A 19,784-nucleotide genomic window follows, 5' to 3' on the forward strand; every position below is an offset into this window, starting at 1 on the left:
TCCTTGGCAGGGGCCAAGCAGCCTCCATGCTTCGGCAGACGAACTACTTTTGCACAAAAAGACGACAATTATTGTCGCCTACATTTTATATATTAAGAAACACTTCTCACTTTATGAGAATTGCACTTTTGCAGGAGGCTTTATGGCCAGTCAAGCTCGCGGCGAACGAATGATACGAATTTTCGTCTACATGATGGCGCACTACAACAACCGTTACAGCGTCGCCGACATCATGCGGCATTTGGACATTCGCGAAGAAGACCTGCGGAGCGTGCAGCGCGACATGCACGCACTCTCCGAAATCGAGGGCGGTTACATCAAGCGCTCTGTCGAAAGTGGCAAGACCTATTACCAGGTGGCACTTGAACGTGCAAACAAGCTCATATTCCCGGAATTTGGCGACACGCTACTGCACTTCATGTTCCTGCAGCGCATCGCGAACATTTATCCGGCAACATCGAATCTCATCGAAGACCTGACCAAGAGAATCACGCAGGACTTGCCCGCTAAGGAACAATCGACTTTAGCGCATTACGCGAAGGAACTGAACGGACGCATTCTGTTTATGGGAACTCCTCCGAGCGTTGACGATAACGTAGGCAAGAATCTGCCAGTCATTCTCGACGCCATTCGCAAAAAGCAGAAAGTACAAATCACCTACACCGACAACTGGGGCAATACAACCAACAAGCCTCGCATTCCGCTGATGGTCGCCATCAACCAAGGCGAAATCTACATCGGTTGCGTATCGCAGCACCACCCCGATCAAACATACGCCCTCAAGCTCCGCCGTATTCAATCCGTAAAACTTTTGCGCGAACAATTCGTCGAAGATCCGAAAGTCGTTGAGACACTCCGCAAGCGAATCCGCACAGGCACGTTACTTTCGGGCGACCAAGACCAACAAGAAGAAAAAGTTGTCATCTATTTCCCGGGATACGCCAAGAACTTTCTGCAAGAGCGCCCTTACCACCCCAGCATGAAAATCAAGGAGCTGGATTGCGGTGACATACACGTGACCATGAAGGTCGCCGTCAACGGCCTGCTCAAGCAATGGGTCATGTACTACGGCTCCATTGCCGAAGTGCTAAAGCCCGCTAAGCTCCGCCAAATGGTACTTGAAAGTGCTAAAGATTTGGTGAAACTGTACGAAAGAAAGTCTACTTAATCCTATCCCCGCAGAATTCCTGGCGGCCACATTTTTTGCAGTGCGAGCCCATCCATAGCGTATCGAACTGTTCTATAGCAGGTTCAACAAGTGCAGGGTCGTTCGTGAGAATTCCCGCTTCGAAGTTACGGCGCAGAGAGCTTTTCATGCCGATTCCCGCACCCGTCAAATTCGCAGAGCCGATGTAAGCGGTTTCGAGATCAAAAATCATCATCTTGAAATGCACACGCGGGCACATCACGCGTTCCAAATCCGTCACCAGAATCGGGAACCGGTCAAAGTCCTCACGAAAATTCGGACCAGGTTCCTTTGCGTGAATCAGGCGCACGCCCACCCCTCGCTTCAAAAGTGCGGCCAACTGCCCCAGCAACGGAATCGCATCGCCATCCTGTTTCACATACACATCCTTGATATCGGCAGTACCAATCCACAAGTTATTGCGGACCGACATGATTCGTGAAATCACTTCGGAATAGTGTTCTTCGTTCTGGATGTATTTAGTGAAAATGGACATGGTGGGAAATATAGATTTGTTGACGCTCCTATTTTCTCTCCGCTCTTGCAGCTTTAATTTCCGCTTCAATTTCTTCTTCGCTCATGCCTGCAGAGCCGTTTTTCAATGCATCATCATTCAAGGCTTGTAACGCGGACATAAGAGTGGATGCGGAATAAGAAACCGAGACATCATTTACAAATATTTGCGATTGAACGGGATTTATCAAATCCAGAAAAATTCGAGCACTTATCGCAAAAGGAACGTTAGGAAAATGCTTTATATTACCCGTAACGACATAGGCATTTTTATCACGATGAGCAAAAGCTACATCATAAAAGATTCTGTCATCAACATCTGGCAAAGTAAAGTCCGTCGGCGCGACAGGCTCATTTATAGCGTATTTTAAAATTTCATCCACAAAGCGTTGACCGTATGAAACATTCCACCTGAATTTAGAACGGCTCATCACTTCACAATATTCTTCAACAATATTTTCATCAACAATCGGCGTAAAAAGGTGTTTCGAGATACCTTGAAAAACCGCATAAGGAACTGATTGCAGACGATCTTTCGCAAGGGCTGCAGAAACCAATATGTTTGTATCAACGACTGCGTAATACACGTTTTTTTCTCTCCGCTCTTGCAGCTTTAATTTCCGCTTCAATTTCTTCTTCGCTCATGCCAGCAGAGCCGTTTTTCAAGGCATCTTCATTGAGTGCACGTAATGCCGACATAAGTCCAGAAGATTCACTCATCGTAGGATGTTCGGACACCTTAAACGGCAACCCTCTTTCAATTACCGCTCGCCTGAAAAAAATGCGAACAGCCGTAGGAATGTCCATTCCTAGACTTTCAAACAAGTCGGAGACCTCGTCTTTCAACTTATCATCCACACGTATTTGCAATATTGATGTCGCCATACTAACCTCAAACGATATACAACTACTAAATATAGTATAAGCACATTACAAAAGCAATATGTTTGCATATTTATTAGAAAAAGCCGTTCAGGAAGCATCTTTTTTGCTCGGACTTAAGCTTTTTTTTCTTGTTTTTGGTGGATTCGCCAAAGATTCCAATTGTTCCAGAATTATGCCAAGCAAAGCCTCTCTACTATTAAGAGTCTTTTGCAACCCAGCGAGTTCACTTTCTGCAAGGCTGATTTCCTGATCAATATCACTTGTTGCTATATCACGAATCGTCATTTTTTCAAAATATCTATTTTGCACCTCGTCAAAACCCATACTAGCGCCGAATTCTTGCATACTCTTGAATTTATGCCTTCGTTCCAAATTTGCAGGCAAATCTTTCAAGAACATTTTCTTCGCATCCAACCAATGCATTTTTTCGTTAGCTTCCTTGACATCCCTAGCGAATGATCGCTCTAAACAATCAACGCGGTGTTCAACCCATATTCCAAGCATTTGCGCAAACGAAAGTTTTTCAACTTTCTCGCCGGTCCAAATAGGGAACGTCCTAGATTCGTCCAACAAAGGATGGTTCGATTGCGAAGCACCATTACAATAATCACGTACATAAGCAATAACATCTAAGAAATCATGTGGAGGAACACTAACATGTTCACCCTCAAATCCATTCACAAGCAGATTAGGAAACATAGATGGCAAGCAACGGGGTTCCTTGAAACGACCATCATAATTATCAAACAATTCAACAGCCCCATTTTCAATTCGATCAAACATCGATTTACCCCAAGGACTAAGCATCACCTCTGTGAAGCGCATAGCCGCATACGAGTTTCGGTCAGCTGGAGAACCAAAATTTCCTTGACCAAAAACAAGAGGCGTTTTCTCCGTAAGCTGTACCATATTGACTAAGGCTTTGTATATACAGTCATCATTATATGGATAAAAACGCCCCATCACAGAACCAACAATGCTCGCAGACTTCATGAAACGATTCCATTCTTTTTTGGGGCAAGTTCTAAGAGCCCAAAGAATTCTTCTCTGCACAGAAGTCAAGCCATCCCGCACATCGGGATATAATTCCATCTGTTTCGTATCGTTCTTATTTATCGAGTTCATAACGGCCTCCTTTTTTCTTCAATATAGATTTAGTAGACGACAATTATTGTCGTCTACTAAAAGATTTTTTAAAATCCCAATCTGCGGCCCTGATGGTCGTCTTTATTGGCGAGTTCTTCGAGCATGTTCTGCAAGATGAGTTCCTTCGTACGCAACTCATCAGGGACATATTCTAGCTTGCGGCGAACATTCTGAAAGTCGCTAATCGCCACATTATCGCAGCGAAGGATTTCCTTGGGGCAATGGCTCCCGAAGAACGCAGTCCACGTCCTTGAAATTTGTGGCAGATCCATATAATCAAACGCCAGCTTCAGCTGAAAACGCCGACGAATCGCCCAATCCAAGACATTCTCGTAGTTTGTCGCAGCAATCAGCATTCCGTTAAAGGAATCCATTTGGCAAATGAACTCATTCACTAGTGTCACTTCCCAATGGTTTTTCGCATTACCACGATTTTCAAAGAAACTGTCCGCCTCGTCGATAAACAGAATCGCATCACTCCGTTCCGCTTCACGGAACATCGCGCTAACGTTATGTTCACTTTCGCCCACATGGCACCCCAGAATATCGCTCGCCCGTTTCACGATAATCTCGCGATCTAGAATGTCATGCGCGACATGCTTTGCAAAAGCCGACTTTCCGGTGCCGGGAGGGCCATACAGAAATATATTCAGGTTTTCCCTACGCCCCGTCAATTTCGAATCTTTCCAGCGTGCATCAAAATTCTTGAGCATCGGCACGACATAATCAATATTCCGAATATCTCCACTCGAAATACGGACACAATCCAGATTATAATCTGGCCTCGATTCCTGAGGCAAAGTCGATATACCCAAAAGTTTCGCATGCGACGATGCCACTTCGCGAACCACATTTAAAGGCGACATATCCTGAGACTGCATCCGTTGAGCAAGCCGAACCGCCAAAGTGGCGCTCCCTGCCATCACTGGTATTTCCTTGGCCACACATTCAATATCTTCGCCACGCATCATTGATTCCGCCTGTTGCGTTTTCAGCACCGATTGCCAAATGGCAATGCGTTCGCTCTTGCTGAACGAGAAAAATTCTAGCGAGTAATCGAAACGGCGACGGGTACTATTTTCAATCATCGCGATATTATTCGTAATCCAGATGACAGGCGTTTTCAGGCTCTCGAAAATAATATTCAGCAGACCCTTTTTCTGCCTTATTCAAGACCAAGTCCGCCTCATCCATCAAGATGACGCAGCCACTCCGCTCACATTCCCAATCGGCCAAAAGCATCGAGCGCAAGCGCGTCTGCAAAAGGGATTCCTCGCTCATTGATTCTTCACCGATGCCCACCGAAAGCAGCGTAACATTCAATTCTTGTGCAATCGCCTTGGCAAGTTCCGTCTTGCCCGTACCCTCGCGACCATAAAAAAGGATGTTCAGTGGAGTGCCCCTCTGGTGCGATTTCAGCATCTGTAAAACAAAAGACGCCTGCGGATTCGTCTTGACAATCCGCTCATAGGGGACACACGGTTTTGCTGCCGGTCTGAAATCCATAATCTGCGACATATCTGAGAATCCATACAGATAATTGCTCACGTCGTCCGCTAGGTACAATTCCTTGCGTTTGATTCTCAAATCCGTATTGCGGAACGATTCTTCCATTTGAATTAACTGAAACTTAAGAAGCGGACTCTCCTTGGAACAAAGTTCCTGAAGCGTTGTGCCATCAAGCCCCGTCAGCAAGGCAATCCGACTAAAGGCTCCACGCTCATTCGGGTCAAAAGTTTCCCCCTCTTTCACCCGAATGTTTTCTAGCCTCAAATACAGTCGCTGATGGTTCCGAAGCCACAAATAAAGCACCAGTTCCACTGCCTCATCCGACAAATGGAAAAGACGCTTTAACTCAAAAGCGCGTTGCAAGGCTTCGTCATCGTGCGAGCAACCTTTTGCCAGCTTTTCTTTCACGCAATTTTCAATCATCTGCACGATAATCGGTCGCAAGCAATCATTCGCGCGCTCCAAATAAGCCATAATTTCAAAAAACTGCTGAGCAAAGCGAACATTCCTGGTTTCGTGATACGCCTCCAAAAGCTCCCGTACCCCATAATGCTTGTCATCAATCGAAGTCCTGATAGTACTCGAAAAATCAACCTGGTCGCGAATCTCGTAAACACGGTTCGCAAATTCGCCATAATAACGGACCGGCAAATAATTCTCGCAAAAACTGCGACAGCAACCATCCGGATACGCCCGCATAAAGCGCACCCAGTATTCCATAATCTTCAAGTCGATAAAAGAAGTCCTCGACTCCGCCTTCGCTACAGGCGACTTCCCTTCTAACCGATTCAGCGCATTCCCGAAATAATTCTCTGCCGAATTTTGATAATGAAGCTGCATAGCAAAACCTCTTGATTCTACCATGCAATATAAAAGAAACGCACGACAATTAATGTCGTTCACTTTTTATTCACAAAAATGTTGATAGTTGCAAACTATAGGCGACATTTTATGATGTAAAATTTTTTTCTGTTGATAGCTGCAATCAGTTGTTTGCAAAATGAAGGGGTGTTTCGTTTTTCAGGGCTTTATTAGATAGATTTGCTCTTCCAAACTTGATGGAGACTAAAAATATGACAGAAAACTTTCCTCACGACTCCTATGTCCGTTCGGTGCTCAAGGATCCCGTTCGCACGGCGGAACTTTTGCGACTTGCCGCACGCAAGAACACCAATCTTGCACAATTTCTTGCGACAGTAAATCTCGACACCCTAAAAGAAATTCCGGGAGCATTCAGCGACGTAGTTTCGTTCGGTTACAGTGATCTTGCGTTCACCGTAAAGATTGACAGTAACGAGCCCAAGCAGGCCGAACTTTTTGTCGGAATTATAGAAGAACACAAAAGCTACCCCGAATCAGCAATTATTCCCCAGCTTGTAAAGTACTGGTACGAAATCATGGTTCGCGACCAGAAGAATATCCCGACTGTAGCCATTGTCCTTTACAACGGCAAGGATCCTTGGAAGATTGGCAAAACGACCATGTTCCCGAACTATCCTGAATATTATCACAAGATCGGTCTTCCGTTCATCCTTGAAGTAGTAGACGTCAGTTACATTTTCAACGATGAGGAAATCCCGCACATTTCGCCAAAGATTGCTTTGGCTTTAGTTGCTTTGAAGTATGTTTTTTCGGAAGAAAAACTCAAAAAATTCCTGAAACCTGCAATTGCCGGACTTAAGTCTCTCCCACGTGAAGAAGCGGAAGACCTTTTGTCAAAAACTTATGTATATTTGAAAAAGTGGTTCAAGGGCGAAGCCAAGGAGCAGTTCAAAATGGATTTCAAAAAATGCAGCGAAGTTTACGGCTACAAGTCCATTGCCGAAGTTGAAGAGGAAGAACAGGCCGAAAAACTTCAAGGAATTGCTAAAGCGATGTTTGATGCGGGGAAAATAACTCGTGAAGATGCAATTCAATTTTTCAACATACCTAAAGAGAAAACAGATTCCTGGAGCGTCTAAATTAGCATCCTATTCTCCCTGAGTCATTTGCAAAATCTGAATTTGAAAAGGAGTAGCGGAATGCTACTCCTTTTTGCAAAATACAACTCTTTATCCAAACTATTTGAGCCAATTTTCTTTAAGCCAAGCGCAAAAGAAATCCCGCGACGTCATGCCGCGAGCTTTTGTGTAGCCCGTCATCGGCTGATTCCAATGGACGCTTGACGGATGCTTCGTATAGACATATTCAATGCCGCGCGGTCCCGTCCAATCCCAAAATTCACCGCCAAAATACTTCGGGTAATCAAAGGCCTCCGCCTGCTTGCAGACACGAGAACTCAAGAACACAAACATGTCCGGCTTCAGGATTTCAAGAACTTTGATAAAATTGAGAATAGCTTGTTCGCAGTCAATTTCTTTTCCGCCATAAGCATTCCATAAATCCTCGATTCCAGTCGTGCAATCCGCCGGACGCAAGAAGTAATTGAGGAAAGCCACCTGATGCCAACCATTGCCGCCGCTCGGCAGCACCAAATTCAAGCAACGATCAATCTCTTTACCGAAACGACCACTCTTGCCCTCACGAGTCCCACGAGTGTTGCACCAATCCTGCTCATCACTCGTTAGCACTGGATGTCCGTACCACGAATTCGCATCGTGATGCACAGTAGCCCCTTCGGGCAAGTAAAAGCTCTCGCCCACAAGCAAAAGCTTTTTATGCTTTGAGGATTCATAATTGTCACCAACAAAAGGCATCATGTACGGATGCGATCTGTAGAACGGGATAGAAAGAAAGCGGGAATCGTAAGTAGTATTGGACATAGTATCTCCAATTACAGAGCCGGTTCGTGGCCGCCCCTCGAAGGACTCTTTAAACAACGAGCGTTCACCATGGCAAATATCGTAGGGAATTGCAGTCCACAATATTTGCAAGTGTACTTAGACTTTTCAGAGCCCTCGTACAGCACATGGTTAGCACCACCACCCTGCTTTGCACAGCGTGCATGCACCAATGCAAAAACCGAAGGAAAACCAATTCCGCAATATTTACAATAGAACTTGGAAGGCATAAGTTTCAATTAAAATCAATCAGTTCCTAAAATTTCTTCTTTTATATTATGTGCAAATTTTGATACAAAATAAACAATAATTGAAACATCAACAGGAGAATCTATGCCATCAAGAATAAATGTATGATTAACATAATAATCTTCTTCACCTTTAACCAGCCCCCCAATAAATTTTTTAAACAATAAGTCTAGTACATCATTCAACTTTGATTCACAAATACCTCCTACCGGAGATAGTATTCTACAAAAATCTTCATCAATATCAATAAGGCATTCTTGTCTCTGATTATCATCAAGCTCTACGAAAAAAGAAAACAAAGAGCCATTATCATTTTGCAAATCATACATATTCCGCAAATATTCAACCAATTCTTCTTTTGTTACCATATTTTCATCACCACTTATCTAATTTTTCTTCATTGATTTAACAAAATTTTCAAATTCATTTTGAAATTCTGGAGTAACATTTCTTTCTATTTCTCGAGCGATTGCTTCACTCATAGAATTTTCATGATACGAAATATGTTTTTCATCAAGCCAAGCCTTTTGCATAGCTTTCAAAGCATCCATATCAGCACCTGGGAATGATTCGGCAAATTTCATTTCAAGAAATAAATCTGGAGAAATCCGTTCCACACCATATTTATCCCGCAACGATTTAACTTCATCCATGGATAAATTATTTCTCAAACGACTTTGTTCAAGCAAATATGCACAATAATTTTTAGCATAAGCCTGAAGAGTTTTCTCGAACCAAGACACCATGGCTTCAGACACAACGCATTCATCACCATTTGACGTTTTATCTGAATCAACAGTTTTTTTCTTTTTTAAGGATTTATAAACAAGCACAGCCGCAGCGAGAAGTCCCATTACGACAATAAAAGTCAATATTCCATTTGATTGACCCGACGCTTCTTTCAATGACTCTTCCATTTTTCCTCCTATGCTGTTTTTTTTACAAGAAGTTTGATGTCTGCAATTTTCTTTGTACATTTAGCCTCCATATTTTTTTCATTTTGAATTTCCTTCTCTAACAAAGCTTTTTCAGCATTTAAATTTTTCTCTTTATCCAAAACTTCCTGAAGAGTTTTTTCTATATAATCCATTTTCTCTGATATCTCATCAAGTGTTTTGGCAATTAACGCAGAAATACGTTGAGAAACAAGCTTCGGAATAGAGTCATATTTTTTTTCCACATTAGCCTTTTGTTTATTTACAGCAGCGGTAATCTTAGCCGCAACAACTGATCCTCTTGTAGTTAAATTATCCCAAAAACCTGATGGGAGACCCAAATCTTTAAGATTAGAATCAATGTCAACATCCCATTTTTCCTTGGAATAGTCTACAATTATTCCTCTTACATTTTCATGCATTACTGCAGAAATTTTCTGTACAATAGAATCCTGCTTTTTCGACACATTTTCTTGGATTTCATGAACACCAGAACGAATGTATTTTTCCAAGCCATTCTTGATCTCTCTCATTTTAAGATCCCAAATATCAGGAAATTCACCTTCAACATTGTGATATCCGCCCGATTTGCTTACCAAACGTTCTATCTCCGGCTGAAAATTAAGATTATTCCACTCAGTCAACAACCGATCCTTTATATTCGATTCAAAGTCTTCAACACTTTTATTTAATTTCTTTTTTATCTTTCCCAATTCGACAATAATATCAGCTTCATCATTTCTTATAATTTTCAGTTTATCCTTAATTTCTTCTAAAGGCCTTTCAAATTGGTCAAACTTAAATTTCAACAGGTTTATAGATTCCTGAATTTTTTTTCACTTTTCCTGAATAAACAGAACAACAAATATTGCTAAGACTTTCAATACGAGCATAACCACTATTTTTATACAAGCGATCAGAAACTTGTTTAGCTAAATTATTTGGATCGGAATTAAAATCAGGGAATCTTCTTAAAATTTTTTCATCTCTGACTGAGGCCTTATTATGTTTCTTCTTCTTCTGAGCCAAATTAACTTGAGCAGAATACGGACACAAAACTTCCCCAGTAACAAATAATCCAACTGCTTTGTATGCTGGTTCATCAGAGTAACCTGCAGTAGCATGCTTATAGTCCTTATTTTCGTCAATTCTATTTTGAACTAGAATTCGAGTATTTAAAGTTTTAGCAGGCATAAACGTTTTAAAGAACTCTAAATCAGAAGAGCCTAAACCACGAACTGGAAAAACATATATAATAGCATGAGCCTGATTAATCCACTTTGTAGTTTCGTTGGAATTGATTCTATTCGGATCATTCAACCCCGGAGTATCTACAATTTGTAAATTCTTTAGCTTATCACTTTTTATATAAATTTCAACATTCTTAACAAATGGAGTATATACACCGACATTCGGATTTTGCTCGCCTTCTTTAGGAACAGAAGTATATTCTGCTAAGCGTCCCAAATCATCAACATCTACAGGACTTTTACCAACGCAATTGAACAAAGTCACATCTTTTGAAGCTGAATACTCAAGACGTTCATCCAACGCTTTTCGATTTTCCTCAGGCAAGGTACTCTTCATTTCATCCCATTCTGATTTAGAATACCAGTTAACCGTAAAGTAATTTTTTTCCTTTTTTGACTCACGAACAAAAGTTAACTTTGCCGTTTCAGGCGTAACAAAAGACGGCAAGACTTCATCTTCGAAAATAAGGGAATTCAGCAATGTCGATTTACCAGCCTTGACCTCTCCGCATACCGCAATAGTGAACATTTCATTCAAACAATGATCAAATTCTGACCGCAATGATTCTGCTGTTATAGTCTTATCAGCAGCAGATGTTTGAATATCTACAGGAAGAATATCGCTAGAAATAATCTGTTCTAACTCATCCTCGAAACATTTTTTTGCATTTTCAAAGTTTTGGTTTACTGTTGTTGACATTTTTATCTCTCCAGTTCAAATTTCATCTGTTCGTATTCAATATTAAACAATTCTTCTAGTTGTTTTTTCTTGTCATACGCAGAGCTATCAATCCATTCTTCAAATTTTTTTCGTTTAGCATCCAATTTTTTTTTACTAAACTCAACCACATCCTTCTAGTTTGGCTATTAAAGTCTCTACATTCTTTACAAACTTTTGATTTGTCATTTCCAAAAAAATCATCATTATAATCATCGAGTAATTCAAATTTTGGCATCGAAACAGATTGAGGCAATCTCAAATACGGCCTAAATATAGAATCACAACGTTTTACAAAAGCATCAATACTATCCTTACTCTTTTGCCATTCTTCAGCCCAATTTCCAGACCCAATCCAGCGACCATCTCTTGCATTGACATAATAATTTTTAAACCAAGATCCTTTACATCCGACTTCACAAAAATAAATAGAATTTATTGCCGAACTATACATTTCGTAAACACTATCAAACATGTCTTTAAATTGGATTTTCAATTCCGTCGGGGAGTAATCCACAATTTTTTCACCAACACCATTAGCGAGCAAATATTCCCGTAACCAACCACACTTCCGATAAGAGAACTCTCTTAACGATTCCTTCTTTGACTCATTAAAAATTGCATAATTTTTTTCCAAACTTTTTTTTATTCTCTGCTTAGCTAAGCCACTATGTTTGTCAGCAATTTCTACAATTTTTTTCTTTAAGCGCAGTTTTTCTTGTTCAAAATATACTTTCTCATCTTCATCAAGATCAGCACAATTGGGGTCGCTGAGATTTGCATAGAAGAAACAATCTTCATACTGAATACCATTCTTTTTCAAGGTTGCAGTTATTGAGATCTTCACAGCCTCTCTTTCCGCCTGTTCTACTGCAGTATCAGCCATTGTAATGATAACATACAACAATTTCTTCTTATCTTTTCCCGCATAATCAGCATTCAAAATGCCTTCTCTACTCTTGGAGCCCTTCAAGAACTCCAAAAGATTTTGCCCAGAGACTCCTTCACTACACTTACAAAGCAAAAATATTATATCAGCATTCCTATCTTCTTTCAAACTAATTTCATTATCTATTTTCTTTGTTTTATCATCTTGTGTTCCTGGATCAAAGCCAGGCACATCAGATATAACAATCCCCTTTAAAAAATCTGATGGAACATTAATCGTATATTGAAGTCTGTTAAGCCCCTTATCAACAGCTTTCTTACGATAATCAGCCTCACTAATACAATTTCCTTCACTATCAAAAAATTGCAACGTTTTTCCATAAGATATTCTAGTAATTGTACGTGTTGTTTCTCCAGTATCTACAGGAGCAACCTTTTTTCCTATTAAATCATTGATAAAGCTTGATTTTCCACAAGAATATCTTCCAGCAAGAGCTATTCGCAAAAGAGACGATTCATTCGATTCTTTGAAAAGACCTGTTTTTTGCAAACGTAAATAGTTACCTGCATAATTTTCCAAATCAATAGACGTTATGGACTCAAATTCTTGGAACGAATCAAGAATTCTTTCTACATCCTTACGAAATGAAGCAACTTCATCAGAAAAGTTTTTCATTTCATTCGCGGTCATTTCCTTATATTCAATCATATATTATCTACCATACGAGAAATTTTTTTAATGTTTTCCTCGAGTTCACTTCTTTCCGTATTAAATTTCTGATATCCCTGCACTCTCTTCTTTTCTTCTTCTTCCAACGCAACCTTCTGATCATTCAAATTTTGTTGTAACGGACAAACAATTTCAACTTCAAAAGCATCAGATAACGAAGAAATGACATTTCTTGCAATAGATGAGGAATAATTTGCAATAAGCCCTTCAAAAGAAGATTCCTTAACCTTACCAGCAACAAGTGTACCCACATGTTCCAACGGGTTAATATCTTTAATAACCGTTCCCATTGCACCAAGAAACTTTGCAAATTTTGAAGATTCTTTCACAACTTGTTTCGAGGCATTTTTTCCAACATTTTCTGCAACTTTCCCAACTTTTTCAGCAACTTTTCCTGCAGATTCACCTGCTTGTTGTGTCGCTCGTTTAGACAACAAGTCTCCTATTTTCTGAGAAAGATTTTGTTTTGCAGCTTCTTTTCCAATCTTTTCTGCAGCATTACCAGCAGCTTTTACCGCAGCACCACCAGCAGCTTCAGCAGCATTTGCAGCAGTACTAGCCCCCGGCATAAGCCAAGCAGTCAACACAGCCGTAGACACCATAACAAGAGCGTCTTTTTTCTTATCAATTCCAGCCATCGCTGCCATAATTTCAGAGCCTACAGAGCTTTTCACATTATCAGGCACATCAAAATTAGGCAACAAGGTCTTCACCTTATAATCAATACTTTGAACAAGAGAATCCAGCATAGAATCAACTTGACTCTTTAACTGATTTGAATCAGCAATAGAAACAGCAGTTTTCCAACTACTTAATTGGCTATAAATATCCTTTTGCAATTCCTGCTGCAACGAAGACAAGCGACATCTATGAGATTCAATCCTATTTTCCAAATCATAAATACATTTTTCAATTTCTTCCTGTCGCTTATCTATCTCAGAATCATCTAATTTCATATTCGTCAATAGCGTCTCCAAATGAGATTTTAGCTGAGAAGCAATTTGGCAAAGATTCTGATTCAGCCTTTTTTCGTTTAAATGTTCAATATCATTTAAAATATGAGTTTTTACAAATGAATAAACCAAATCAGCATTTCCAACGCCATCTTTTCCATTAACAAAAAAGATTTTATCTTCAATATTGTCAATTTTCAATTTATCGCCAATATTACGCAGTTGTCTAACAACCTCAGAGCGAACAGCATCTTCATTCTCCACTTCATCTTGATGCGTCAAAGCAAATACAATATGGTTTGCCATCGACTGAATTCCAGGACGGCAAAGGAACTCCAAAACGTTATGATTTATAGTTCCATTTAGGCTTTTGATGCAAAATACAGCAGCATCAACATACTGCAAATAAGCAAAAGTCTGTTCAATTTCGGTTCCAACACTATCAATACCCGGAGTATCAACAAACACCGACCCTTCTGGCAAAATAGATGACGGTTTTGTCTTTATAACAGCTAACCCATCCTTACTACCATCCACAATTGAATAAAAATCAGAAATTGAAATTTTTTCCAAACTTTGACCATCATCCAAATAGTATTCATTCTTTTCAATACCAGGAGTCGGCACAATCATGCAAATTGACTTTGTAGTCGCACTAATGTCTGTCGGAAGATTCAATCCCAAAATGGAATTTATCAAGCTTGTTTTACCAGCACTAAACGCACCAAGAAAACCAATTTTGACACTCTGTTGTTCCACAGCCTTTTGCAAAGACGTTTCTACCGATGATACATCATATTTTTTCGCATAAAACTGTATCAAATTTTTTAATTCTTCGTTGTTCATTTTTTACCTCTTTTTTCCATTAAACCTTTTACTTCACAATCAGCGCCACGATCGCAGCAATCAAACCGCCGAGCAACAGAGCGGCGATTACAACTGCGATGACCATAAACCATTTGGCGTATTTCAGGATTTTCACCATGGCGCTATTCTGGTCCTTTGAAAACTGCTGAACCACATTCATGGTTGCTGTCACAAGGAATCCAATGTCATCGAGCCACCCCACAACGGGAATGGCATCGGGAGCCAAGTCAATGGGCGATGCAGTATACAAAAGCGACATGATCATCAAAAAAACGGCTAGTCCCTTATTCAAAGGGGATGCGCCGTTCATATCCATAACTTCGGGTTCTTTATCCATATTTTTCCTTCTTCTTTAAAAAGAAATATATCCTATTTTCTACAAAAGAGCACAAATCCCCACAAAAACTATAGTTTTCCCTCAAAAAACGTTATTTTAGGCACTCCAACTTGGAATAAGTACCCATTCAGTAGTCTTTCACGCACCGAATTGAATTCGCGCAGGAAAAATCGTTCCAAAAGCGGTCGAGAACGGCATCGTCGTAACAATTGTCTAGGCGAACGCGGTATGCCCACTTGTTTTGCCCGACGGAACTCCAGAATCGCGTGTGTCTGCCGCGAGCTCCGCAAAAGCCGAAGTCTTCCATGCAACCCGCCGGATACGCCGTAAAGTTGAATGCATCAGCACTTTTGCCAACAGGGAACAGTTCGTCTTCTTCCCAATCGTCTTTGGACTTTAACGCAAGAGCCGCCCCAAGGTAAGTTTCGGCACCATGCTCGCCCATTTCACATTTTGCGCCAACTGCATTAAACAAGTCTCGCCAATCGTCATTGTTCGGCATGCGCCAACCTTTGGGGACTGCGGCTTCTGCAAATTTCCAGTAGTAGCACAAGCCATATTTCTTCACATTTGGGTCGCAGTTCCAATCGTAAGGCGGTGTTTCACCATTCAAGCATAGATACCCCTTGCCGCCAGCATACGCCTGCGCGCCTTCGCATTTATGCCGCAGGTTTTCGGCAAACCATATCCGATTGCCGATTTTTACGGTGCGGTAGGTTTCACCATCTCGCGGATCTGTAAAGTACGAGTTAGTCATAAGAACCTCCTACATAATCAAATTCACCACGAGCTTGGTCATGGTTTCACGTTCTTCGGGTTTGCTTTCGGCAATGAGCAGCGTGAGTGCGACTAGGGCACCATCGCTTACGATTTTGGAGCAGTCCACTCGATAAAGGATATCGTTGCGCGACATATACCACAAGAAAATAAACGCAGCAATGCGTTTGTTGCCATCGACAAAGGAGTGGTTCTTGACAAGCAGATACAGGAGTGTTGCCGCCTTCATCTGCACGGTCGGATAAAGTTCCTTGCCGTCGAAGGTCTGGTAAATTTGTCCGAGTGAACTCTTGAAAGAAGCATCCTTTTCGACGCCGAAGATTCCGCTGTCTCGGAATTTTTCCTTGAGCACATCAATCGCTTCCATCGCCTGCTCGTAGGTGATGGGGCCACTCATTTCGCTATAGTCTACGCCGGTCTTCGGGAATTCCAGCTGCTGGTGGTCGTAGCGGTCCAAAGTTTCTAGAGCCGCACGAAAATCACCGATGACATTCGATATTTCAAGTTTTTCCAATCTGTTCATGATGTACTCCTTTTAGGGGGACATCACGAATATAGATTGAGCATGCGACAATTAGCGTCGTTTGCAGATACAAAAAATCCCCGCCCGAGGGCAGGGAAAATTTTTGACGTATGGCCGATGTTGTTTAGTAAATAAACAGCATTTCTCTATACTTCGGCAGAGGCCACATTTCGTCGGGGACGACCTTTTCGAGGCCATCGACAACCTTGCGCAAAGCGGCCATTGCATCGAGGATGCCTTCGTGCAGGCCGTTCAGGCTTTCTTCCATGGTCGCAATGGCGGCACTCAGGTTCTTGACGCCTTCGCCGAGAGACTTCACATAGGCATCGACGCCGGGGAAGCCCTGGTTCAGAGCCATTTCGTTGGTCTTTAATGCGCTGGAGTAAGCTTCGACGACCTTCGGCAAGATGATGTTCTTGGCCATATCGCGGCAGACTTCGCCTTCGATGTGGATGCGCTTGTGGAAATCTTCGACGTTGATTTCGTAGCGGGATTCCATTTCGCGGCGGTTCATGACGCCATACTTTTCGAACAACTGAATATTTTCTTCCTTGGTGAGAGCCTTGAGGGCTTCCACGGAGGTGCGAATATTCGGAAGGCCGCGGCGTTCGGCTTCGGCGACCCATTCGTCGGTGTAGCCGTTACCGTTGAAGATGACGCGCTTGTGTTCCTTCACGATTTTCTGCAAAATCTTTTGCAGGCCCGTGTGGAAGTTCTTTTCGTCGAGCTTTTCGAGCTGTTCAGAAATCATGTCGAAAGCTTCGGCCACGATGGTGTTCAAAACCACGTTCGGTTCGGAGCAACTCTGGCTAGAGCCCGGAGCGCGGAATTCGAACTTGTTGCCGGTGAAGGCGAACGGAGAAGTTCTGTTACGGTCGGTGGCGTCGCGCGGCAAAGCCGGGAGCATGTCGGCGCCGATGCGGAGTGCGCCAGCTTGCTTAGAGGACTTGGGCACGCCTTGTTCGATTTGTTCGATGACGTCCATGAGCTGGTCGCCGAGGAACATGGAGACAATGGCCGGAGGAGCTTCGTTTGCACCGAGGCGGTGATCGTTGCCGGCACCAGCAGTCGTCATGCGGAGCAAATCAGCGTGCGTGTCGACAGCGTAAATGATAGCGCAAAGCGTGGTGAGGAACACGGCGTTCTGGTGCGGGTCCTTACCCGGATTGAGCAAGTTACCCTTACCATAAGACACGGACCAGTTGTTGTGTTTGCCGGAACCGTTCACGCCAGCGAAAGGCTTTTCGTGGAGCAAGCAAACGAGGCCATTCTTGTCGGCCACGTTGCGGAGCACTTCCATGATTTGCATGTTGTGGTCGCAAGCGAGGTTCACTTCTTCGAACATCGGAGCGAGTTCGAACTGGGCAGGCGCAACTTCGTTGTGGCGGGTCTTGGCCGGAATGCCGAGCTTCCAGAGTTCGATTTCCACTTCGTTCATGAAGTTCAAAATGCGAGCCGGGATGCTACCGAAGTAGTGGTCATCCATCTGTTGGTGCTTTGCCGGAGCGGCACCGAACAGCGTGCGGCCAGCTTGGTACAGGTCGGGGCGTTGCAGGTAAAAGCGCTTGTCGATGAGGAAGTATTCCTGTTCGGCGCCGAGCGTGACCGTCGTCTTCTTGGGGCCCGCCTTGAAGCAGGTCATGAGGCGGCGGGTAGATTTAGAAAGAGCTTGCAAACTGCGCAGAAGCGGAGTCTTCTTGTCGAGCGCTTCTCCGGTGTAGCTGCAGAACGCCGTCGGAATGCAGAGCGTAGCCCCGTTGCCGTGACGCTTGAGGAATGCCGGGCTGGTCGGATCCCAGGCGGTATAGCCGCGGGCTTCGAACGTGGAACGGAGTCCGCCGCTCGGGAAAGACGATGCATCCGGTTCGCCGACAATCAGGTTCTTGCCGCTAAAGGCCATGATGGCGCGGCAACCGTCAGGTTCAAGGAAGGAGTCATGCTTTTCGGCAGTGGAACCGGTGAGCGGCTGGAACCAGTGCGTAAAGTGCGTGGCACCGCGGTCCATGGCCCACTTCTTCATGGCGTGTGCCACATCGCCCGCGATACTCGGATCGAGGGCTGCGCCTTCGTTAATGGTTGCAATCAGCTTTTCGCAGACATCCTTGGGCAAGTATTCGCGCATGGCGTCGATGTTGAACACGTCCTCGCCGTAGAAATCCACATTGACAGGTCCGGCCGGCTTAACAGGCGCGGTAGGGGCCTTTGCGATTTCGTTGATGGTCTTTTTGCGGTAGCTTACGCTCATTTTGAACCTCTTATTTGCCGTTTTACAGCTGTTTTTCAATTTATGGAAGGAAATTAGGAATAAAAACGTGGGTTGGCACCCAAAATTTACAGGTTTTGAAACAAAATGCTTTACAATATTGTAAAATTAATGTATATTATTACATTATTGTAAAGCAAAAAGGCTCGGACATGAAAAAGCAGATGCTGGATCTGGTCCGGCATGACTTAATGGTCAAGGAATGACAACGGAAGCAGAAGAAATAGAGAGACTGAAAGCGGAGATCCGCGAGCTGCGCAATATCATCGACGAGAAGCCGGGCAAAATGGTCGGCAACAGCGGTGAAATGCGCGAGGTCTATAAGCAAATCAAGAAGTGCGCCAAGAACGACGCACAGGTGCTTATCTATGGCAATGACGGCACGGGCAAGGAACTCACCGCCCACACCATCGCAGAACTTTCTGCACGCAAAGAACAGCCCTTTGTCGTCATGGGTTGTGCGAACTTGAGCGAGGGTTTCGGCAACCCGGCGAACACCTTTGAAAGCGAACTTTTCGGCTACGAACGCGGCGCCTTCATTGGCGCAAACAGCCGCCACTTGGGCAAGGCCGAAATCGCAAACGGTGGCACGCTATTCCTGGATGATGTCTCGGCACTGAGCCCGAAGAACCAGGAGATTCTACTGCGATTCATGCAAGACCAAAGCTTTTACCGCCAAGGGGGCAACATCCACCTACATAGCGACGTGCGCCTGATTGCGGCGTCAAGCAAGAATCTTGAAAGCCTGATGCAGCAAAAGCTTTTCCGCGAAGACTTGTTCTATCGCTTGAACATCGTGCAGATTTCGCTGCCCGACTTGGCGCAACGCAAGAGCGACATCTTGCTTTTGGCGGAGCATTTTATTTCGCAAGTGAACCTGAAGTACGGCACGCATGTGGTGCGCCTCTCGACGCCCGCGATTGACATGCTCATGAGCTACCACTGGCCCGGCAACGTGCAGGAACTTGAAAACTGCATCGAGCGCGCAGCCCTCGCCACGAGCGACGACTGCATCCATTCGCACAATTTGCCGCCCACCTTGCAGACCGACGAATCGGCCCGCAAGCCCATGCTCCCGAACAAGATTGCGCCGCTCTCGACTCTCATGGACACCTACGAAAAAGAAATCCTGAGCGAAGCGCTAAAAAGAAACGGCGGCAACATGTCTGCCGCCGCACGCGATTTAAGTATTTCGCCAAGAGTCATGCACTACAAAGTGCATCGATTGAACATTAATATATCGGAGTAGAATGCCGACCCTGAAACGAGTTCAGG

20 protein-coding genes are annotated in these 19,784 nt (G+C 43.4%); 3 read left to right on the forward strand and 17 right to left on the reverse strand.

The annotated features are described in order from the left end of the window. The first annotated feature begins 142 nt into the window (after window positions 1-142). The gene (locus tag BUA40_RS06645; protein WP_072799811.1) at window positions 143-1,168 is read left to right on the forward strand and encodes a helix-turn-helix transcriptional regulator; all 1,026 of its coding nucleotides are present in this window, start codon (window positions 143-145) and stop codon (window positions 1,166-1,168) included. Here BUA40_RS06645 and BUA40_RS06650 read toward each other — a convergent pair. The 6 genes from BUA40_RS06650 to BUA40_RS06675 form a co-directional block, all read right to left on the reverse strand. After that, window positions 1,161-1,682 (reverse strand): phospholipase D-like domain-containing protein, encoded by a 522-nt coding sequence (locus tag BUA40_RS06650; protein ID WP_072799813.1) that lies wholly within the window; start codon window positions 1,680-1,682, stop codon window positions 1,161-1,163. The two genes, BUA40_RS06645 and BUA40_RS06650, sit on opposite strands and share 8 nt — an antisense overlap. 28 nt (window positions 1,683-1,710) lie before the next feature. Next, window positions 1,711-2,286, reverse strand: a complete 576-nt coding sequence (locus BUA40_RS06655) for a PIN domain-containing protein (protein ID WP_072799815.1) — start codon at window positions 2,284-2,286, stop codon at window positions 1,711-1,713. Further along, a complete protein-coding gene (locus BUA40_RS06660; RefSeq protein WP_178299574.1) occupies window positions 2,267-2,557 on the reverse strand; it encodes a type II toxin-antitoxin system RelB/DinJ family antitoxin in 291 nt (96 codons plus the stop codon). Before BUA40_RS06660 ends, BUA40_RS06655 begins: the two co-directional genes overlap by 20 nt. Before the next feature lie 114 nt (window positions 2,558-2,671). Then, window positions 2,672-3,709, reverse strand: a complete 1,038-nt coding sequence (locus tag BUA40_RS06665) for a DNA gyrase subunit A (protein ID WP_072799820.1) — start codon at window positions 3,707-3,709, stop codon at window positions 2,672-2,674. A 68-nt stretch (window positions 3,710-3,777) separates the two neighbouring features. Further along, window positions 3,778-4,818 (reverse strand): ATP-binding protein, encoded by a 1,041-nt coding sequence (locus BUA40_RS06670; RefSeq protein WP_072799822.1) that lies wholly within the window; start codon window positions 4,816-4,818, stop codon window positions 3,778-3,780. Window positions 4,819-4,825: 7 nt separating this feature from the next. Beyond that, complete coding sequence (locus BUA40_RS06675; protein WP_072799825.1) at window positions 4,826-6,079, reverse strand: AAA family ATPase; 1,254 nt, start codon at window positions 6,077-6,079, stop codon at window positions 4,826-4,828. A 233-nt stretch (window positions 6,080-6,312) separates the two neighbouring features. On the opposite strand from BUA40_RS06675, the gene BUA40_RS06680 reads away from it, so the two are divergent. Continuing rightward, entirely contained in the window at window positions 6,313-7,200 is an 888-nt protein-coding gene (locus BUA40_RS06680; RefSeq protein WP_072799827.1) for an Rpn family recombination-promoting nuclease/putative transposase, read from the forward strand. Window positions 7,201-7,299: 99 nt separating this feature from the next. Here the strand turns inward: BUA40_RS06680 and BUA40_RS06685 are convergent, their stop codons facing one another. The 11 genes from BUA40_RS06685 to BUA40_RS06740 form a co-directional block, all read right to left on the reverse strand. Beyond that, entirely contained in the window at window positions 7,300-8,001 is a 702-nt protein-coding gene (locus tag BUA40_RS06685; protein ID WP_072799829.1) for a hypothetical protein, read from the reverse strand. Window positions 8,002-8,264: 263 nt separating this feature from the next. Continuing rightward, the gene (locus BUA40_RS06695; protein WP_072799833.1) at window positions 8,265-8,636 is read right to left on the reverse strand and encodes a hypothetical protein; all 372 of its coding nucleotides are present in this window, start codon (window positions 8,634-8,636) and stop codon (window positions 8,265-8,267) included. A gap of 18 nt (window positions 8,637-8,654) precedes the next feature. Then, window positions 8,655-9,185: a hypothetical protein gene (locus tag BUA40_RS06700; RefSeq protein WP_072799835.1), complete on the reverse strand. Its 531-nt coding sequence runs from the start codon at window positions 9,183-9,185 to the stop codon at window positions 8,655-8,657. A gap of 8 nt (window positions 9,186-9,193) precedes the next feature. Beyond that, window positions 9,194-10,012 (reverse strand): hypothetical protein, encoded by an 819-nt coding sequence (locus tag BUA40_RS06705; RefSeq protein WP_072799837.1) that lies wholly within the window; start codon window positions 10,010-10,012, stop codon window positions 9,194-9,196. Next, complete coding sequence (locus BUA40_RS06710; RefSeq protein ID WP_072799839.1) at window positions 10,002-11,153, reverse strand: dynamin family protein; 1,152 nt, start codon at window positions 11,151-11,153, stop codon at window positions 10,002-10,004. The genes BUA40_RS06705 and BUA40_RS06710 overlap by 11 nt, the downstream gene beginning before the upstream one ends. Before the next feature lie 55 nt (window positions 11,154-11,208). Beyond that, window positions 11,209-12,768, reverse strand: coding sequence for a dynamin family protein (locus BUA40_RS06715; RefSeq protein ID WP_072799841.1), 1,560 nt, complete (start codon window positions 12,766-12,768; stop codon window positions 11,209-11,211). After that, window positions 12,765-14,588 (reverse strand): dynamin family protein, encoded by a 1,824-nt coding sequence (locus tag BUA40_RS06720; RefSeq protein WP_072799843.1) that lies wholly within the window; start codon window positions 14,586-14,588, stop codon window positions 12,765-12,767. Before BUA40_RS06720 ends, BUA40_RS06715 begins: the two co-directional genes overlap by 4 nt. Window positions 14,589-14,616: 28 nt before the next feature. Further along, window positions 14,617-14,919, reverse strand: coding sequence for a DUF1232 domain-containing protein (locus BUA40_RS06725; protein WP_178299576.1), 303 nt, complete (start codon window positions 14,917-14,919; stop codon window positions 14,617-14,619). A gap of 154 nt (window positions 14,920-15,073) precedes the next feature. Next, window positions 15,074-15,703, reverse strand: coding sequence for an FISUMP domain-containing protein (locus tag BUA40_RS06730; protein WP_072799848.1), 630 nt, complete (start codon window positions 15,701-15,703; stop codon window positions 15,074-15,076). 9 nt (window positions 15,704-15,712) lie between these two features. Then, window positions 15,713-16,246: a type II toxin-antitoxin system death-on-curing family toxin gene (locus BUA40_RS06735; RefSeq protein ID WP_072799850.1), complete on the reverse strand. Its 534-nt coding sequence runs from the start codon at window positions 16,244-16,246 to the stop codon at window positions 15,713-15,715. Between the two features lie 124 nt (window positions 16,247-16,370). After that, window positions 16,371-18,491, reverse strand: a complete 2,121-nt coding sequence (locus BUA40_RS06740; protein ID WP_072799853.1) for a glutamine synthetase III family protein — start codon at window positions 18,489-18,491, stop codon at window positions 16,371-16,373. A gap of 220 nt (window positions 18,492-18,711) precedes the next feature. Between BUA40_RS06740 and BUA40_RS06745 the strand changes: the two genes are divergently transcribed. Further along, window positions 18,712-19,758 carry a sigma-54 interaction domain-containing protein gene (locus tag BUA40_RS06745; protein WP_072799855.1) on the forward strand — a complete coding sequence of 349 codons (1,047 nt, stop codon included), beginning with the start codon at window positions 18,712-18,714 and terminating at the stop codon, window positions 19,756-19,758. The last annotated feature ends 26 nt before the right edge of the window (window positions 19,759-19,784 follow it).

The sequence above is a fragment of the Fibrobacter sp. UWT2 genome (assembly GCF_900142545.1).
Classification (GTDB): domain Bacteria; phylum Fibrobacterota; class Fibrobacteria; order Fibrobacterales; family Fibrobacteraceae; genus Fibrobacter.

Coding starts and splice junctions, on each gene's coding strand:
- BUA40_RS06645 (WP_072799811.1), top strand. CDS start 143: ATGGCCAGTCAAGCTCGCGGCGAACGAATGATACGAATTTTCGTCTAC.
- BUA40_RS06650 (WP_072799813.1), bottom strand. CDS start 1,682: ATGTCCATTTTCACTAAATACATCCAGAACGAAGAACACTATTCCGAA.
- BUA40_RS06665 (WP_072799820.1), bottom strand. CDS start 3,709: ATGAACTCGATAAATAAGAACGATACGAAACAGATGGAATTATATCCC.
- BUA40_RS06670 (WP_072799822.1), bottom strand. CDS start 4,818: ATGATTGAAAATAGTACCCGTCGCCGTTTCGATTACTCGCTAGAATTT.
- BUA40_RS06675 (WP_072799825.1), bottom strand. CDS start 6,079: ATGCAGCTTCATTATCAAAATTCGGCAGAGAATTATTTCGGGAATGCG.
- BUA40_RS06680 (WP_072799827.1), top strand. CDS start 6,313: ATGACAGAAAACTTTCCTCACGACTCCTATGTCCGTTCGGTGCTCAAG.
- BUA40_RS06685 (WP_072799829.1), bottom strand. CDS start 8,001: ATGTCCAATACTACTTACGATTCCCGCTTTCTTTCTATCCCGTTCTAC.
- BUA40_RS06695 (WP_072799833.1), bottom strand. CDS start 8,636: ATGGTAACAAAAGAAGAATTGGTTGAATATTTGCGGAATATGTATGAT.
- BUA40_RS06700 (WP_072799835.1), bottom strand. CDS start 9,185: ATGGAAGAGTCATTGAAAGAAGCGTCGGGTCAATCAAATGGAATATTG.
- BUA40_RS06710 (WP_072799839.1), bottom strand. CDS start 11,153: ATGTCAACAACAGTAAACCAAAACTTTGAAAATGCAAAAAAATGTTTC.
- BUA40_RS06715 (WP_072799841.1), bottom strand. CDS start 12,768: ATGATTGAATATAAGGAAATGACCGCGAATGAAATGAAAAACTTTTCT.
- BUA40_RS06720 (WP_072799843.1), bottom strand. CDS start 14,588: ATGAACAACGAAGAATTAAAAAATTTGATACAGTTTTATGCGAAAAAA.
- BUA40_RS06725 (WP_178299576.1), bottom strand. CDS start 14,919: ATGAACGGCGCATCCCCTTTGAATAAGGGACTAGCCGTTTTTTTGATG.
- BUA40_RS06730 (WP_072799848.1), bottom strand. CDS start 15,703: ATGACTAACTCGTACTTTACAGATCCGCGAGATGGTGAAACCTACCGC.
- BUA40_RS06735 (WP_072799850.1), bottom strand. CDS start 16,246: ATGAACAGATTGGAAAAACTTGAAATATCGAATGTCATCGGTGATTTT.
- BUA40_RS06740 (WP_072799853.1), bottom strand. CDS start 18,491: ATGAGCGTAAGCTACCGCAAAAAGACCATCAACGAAATCGCAAAGGCC.
- BUA40_RS06745 (WP_072799855.1), top strand. CDS start 18,712: ATGACAACGGAAGCAGAAGAAATAGAGAGACTGAAAGCGGAGATCCGC.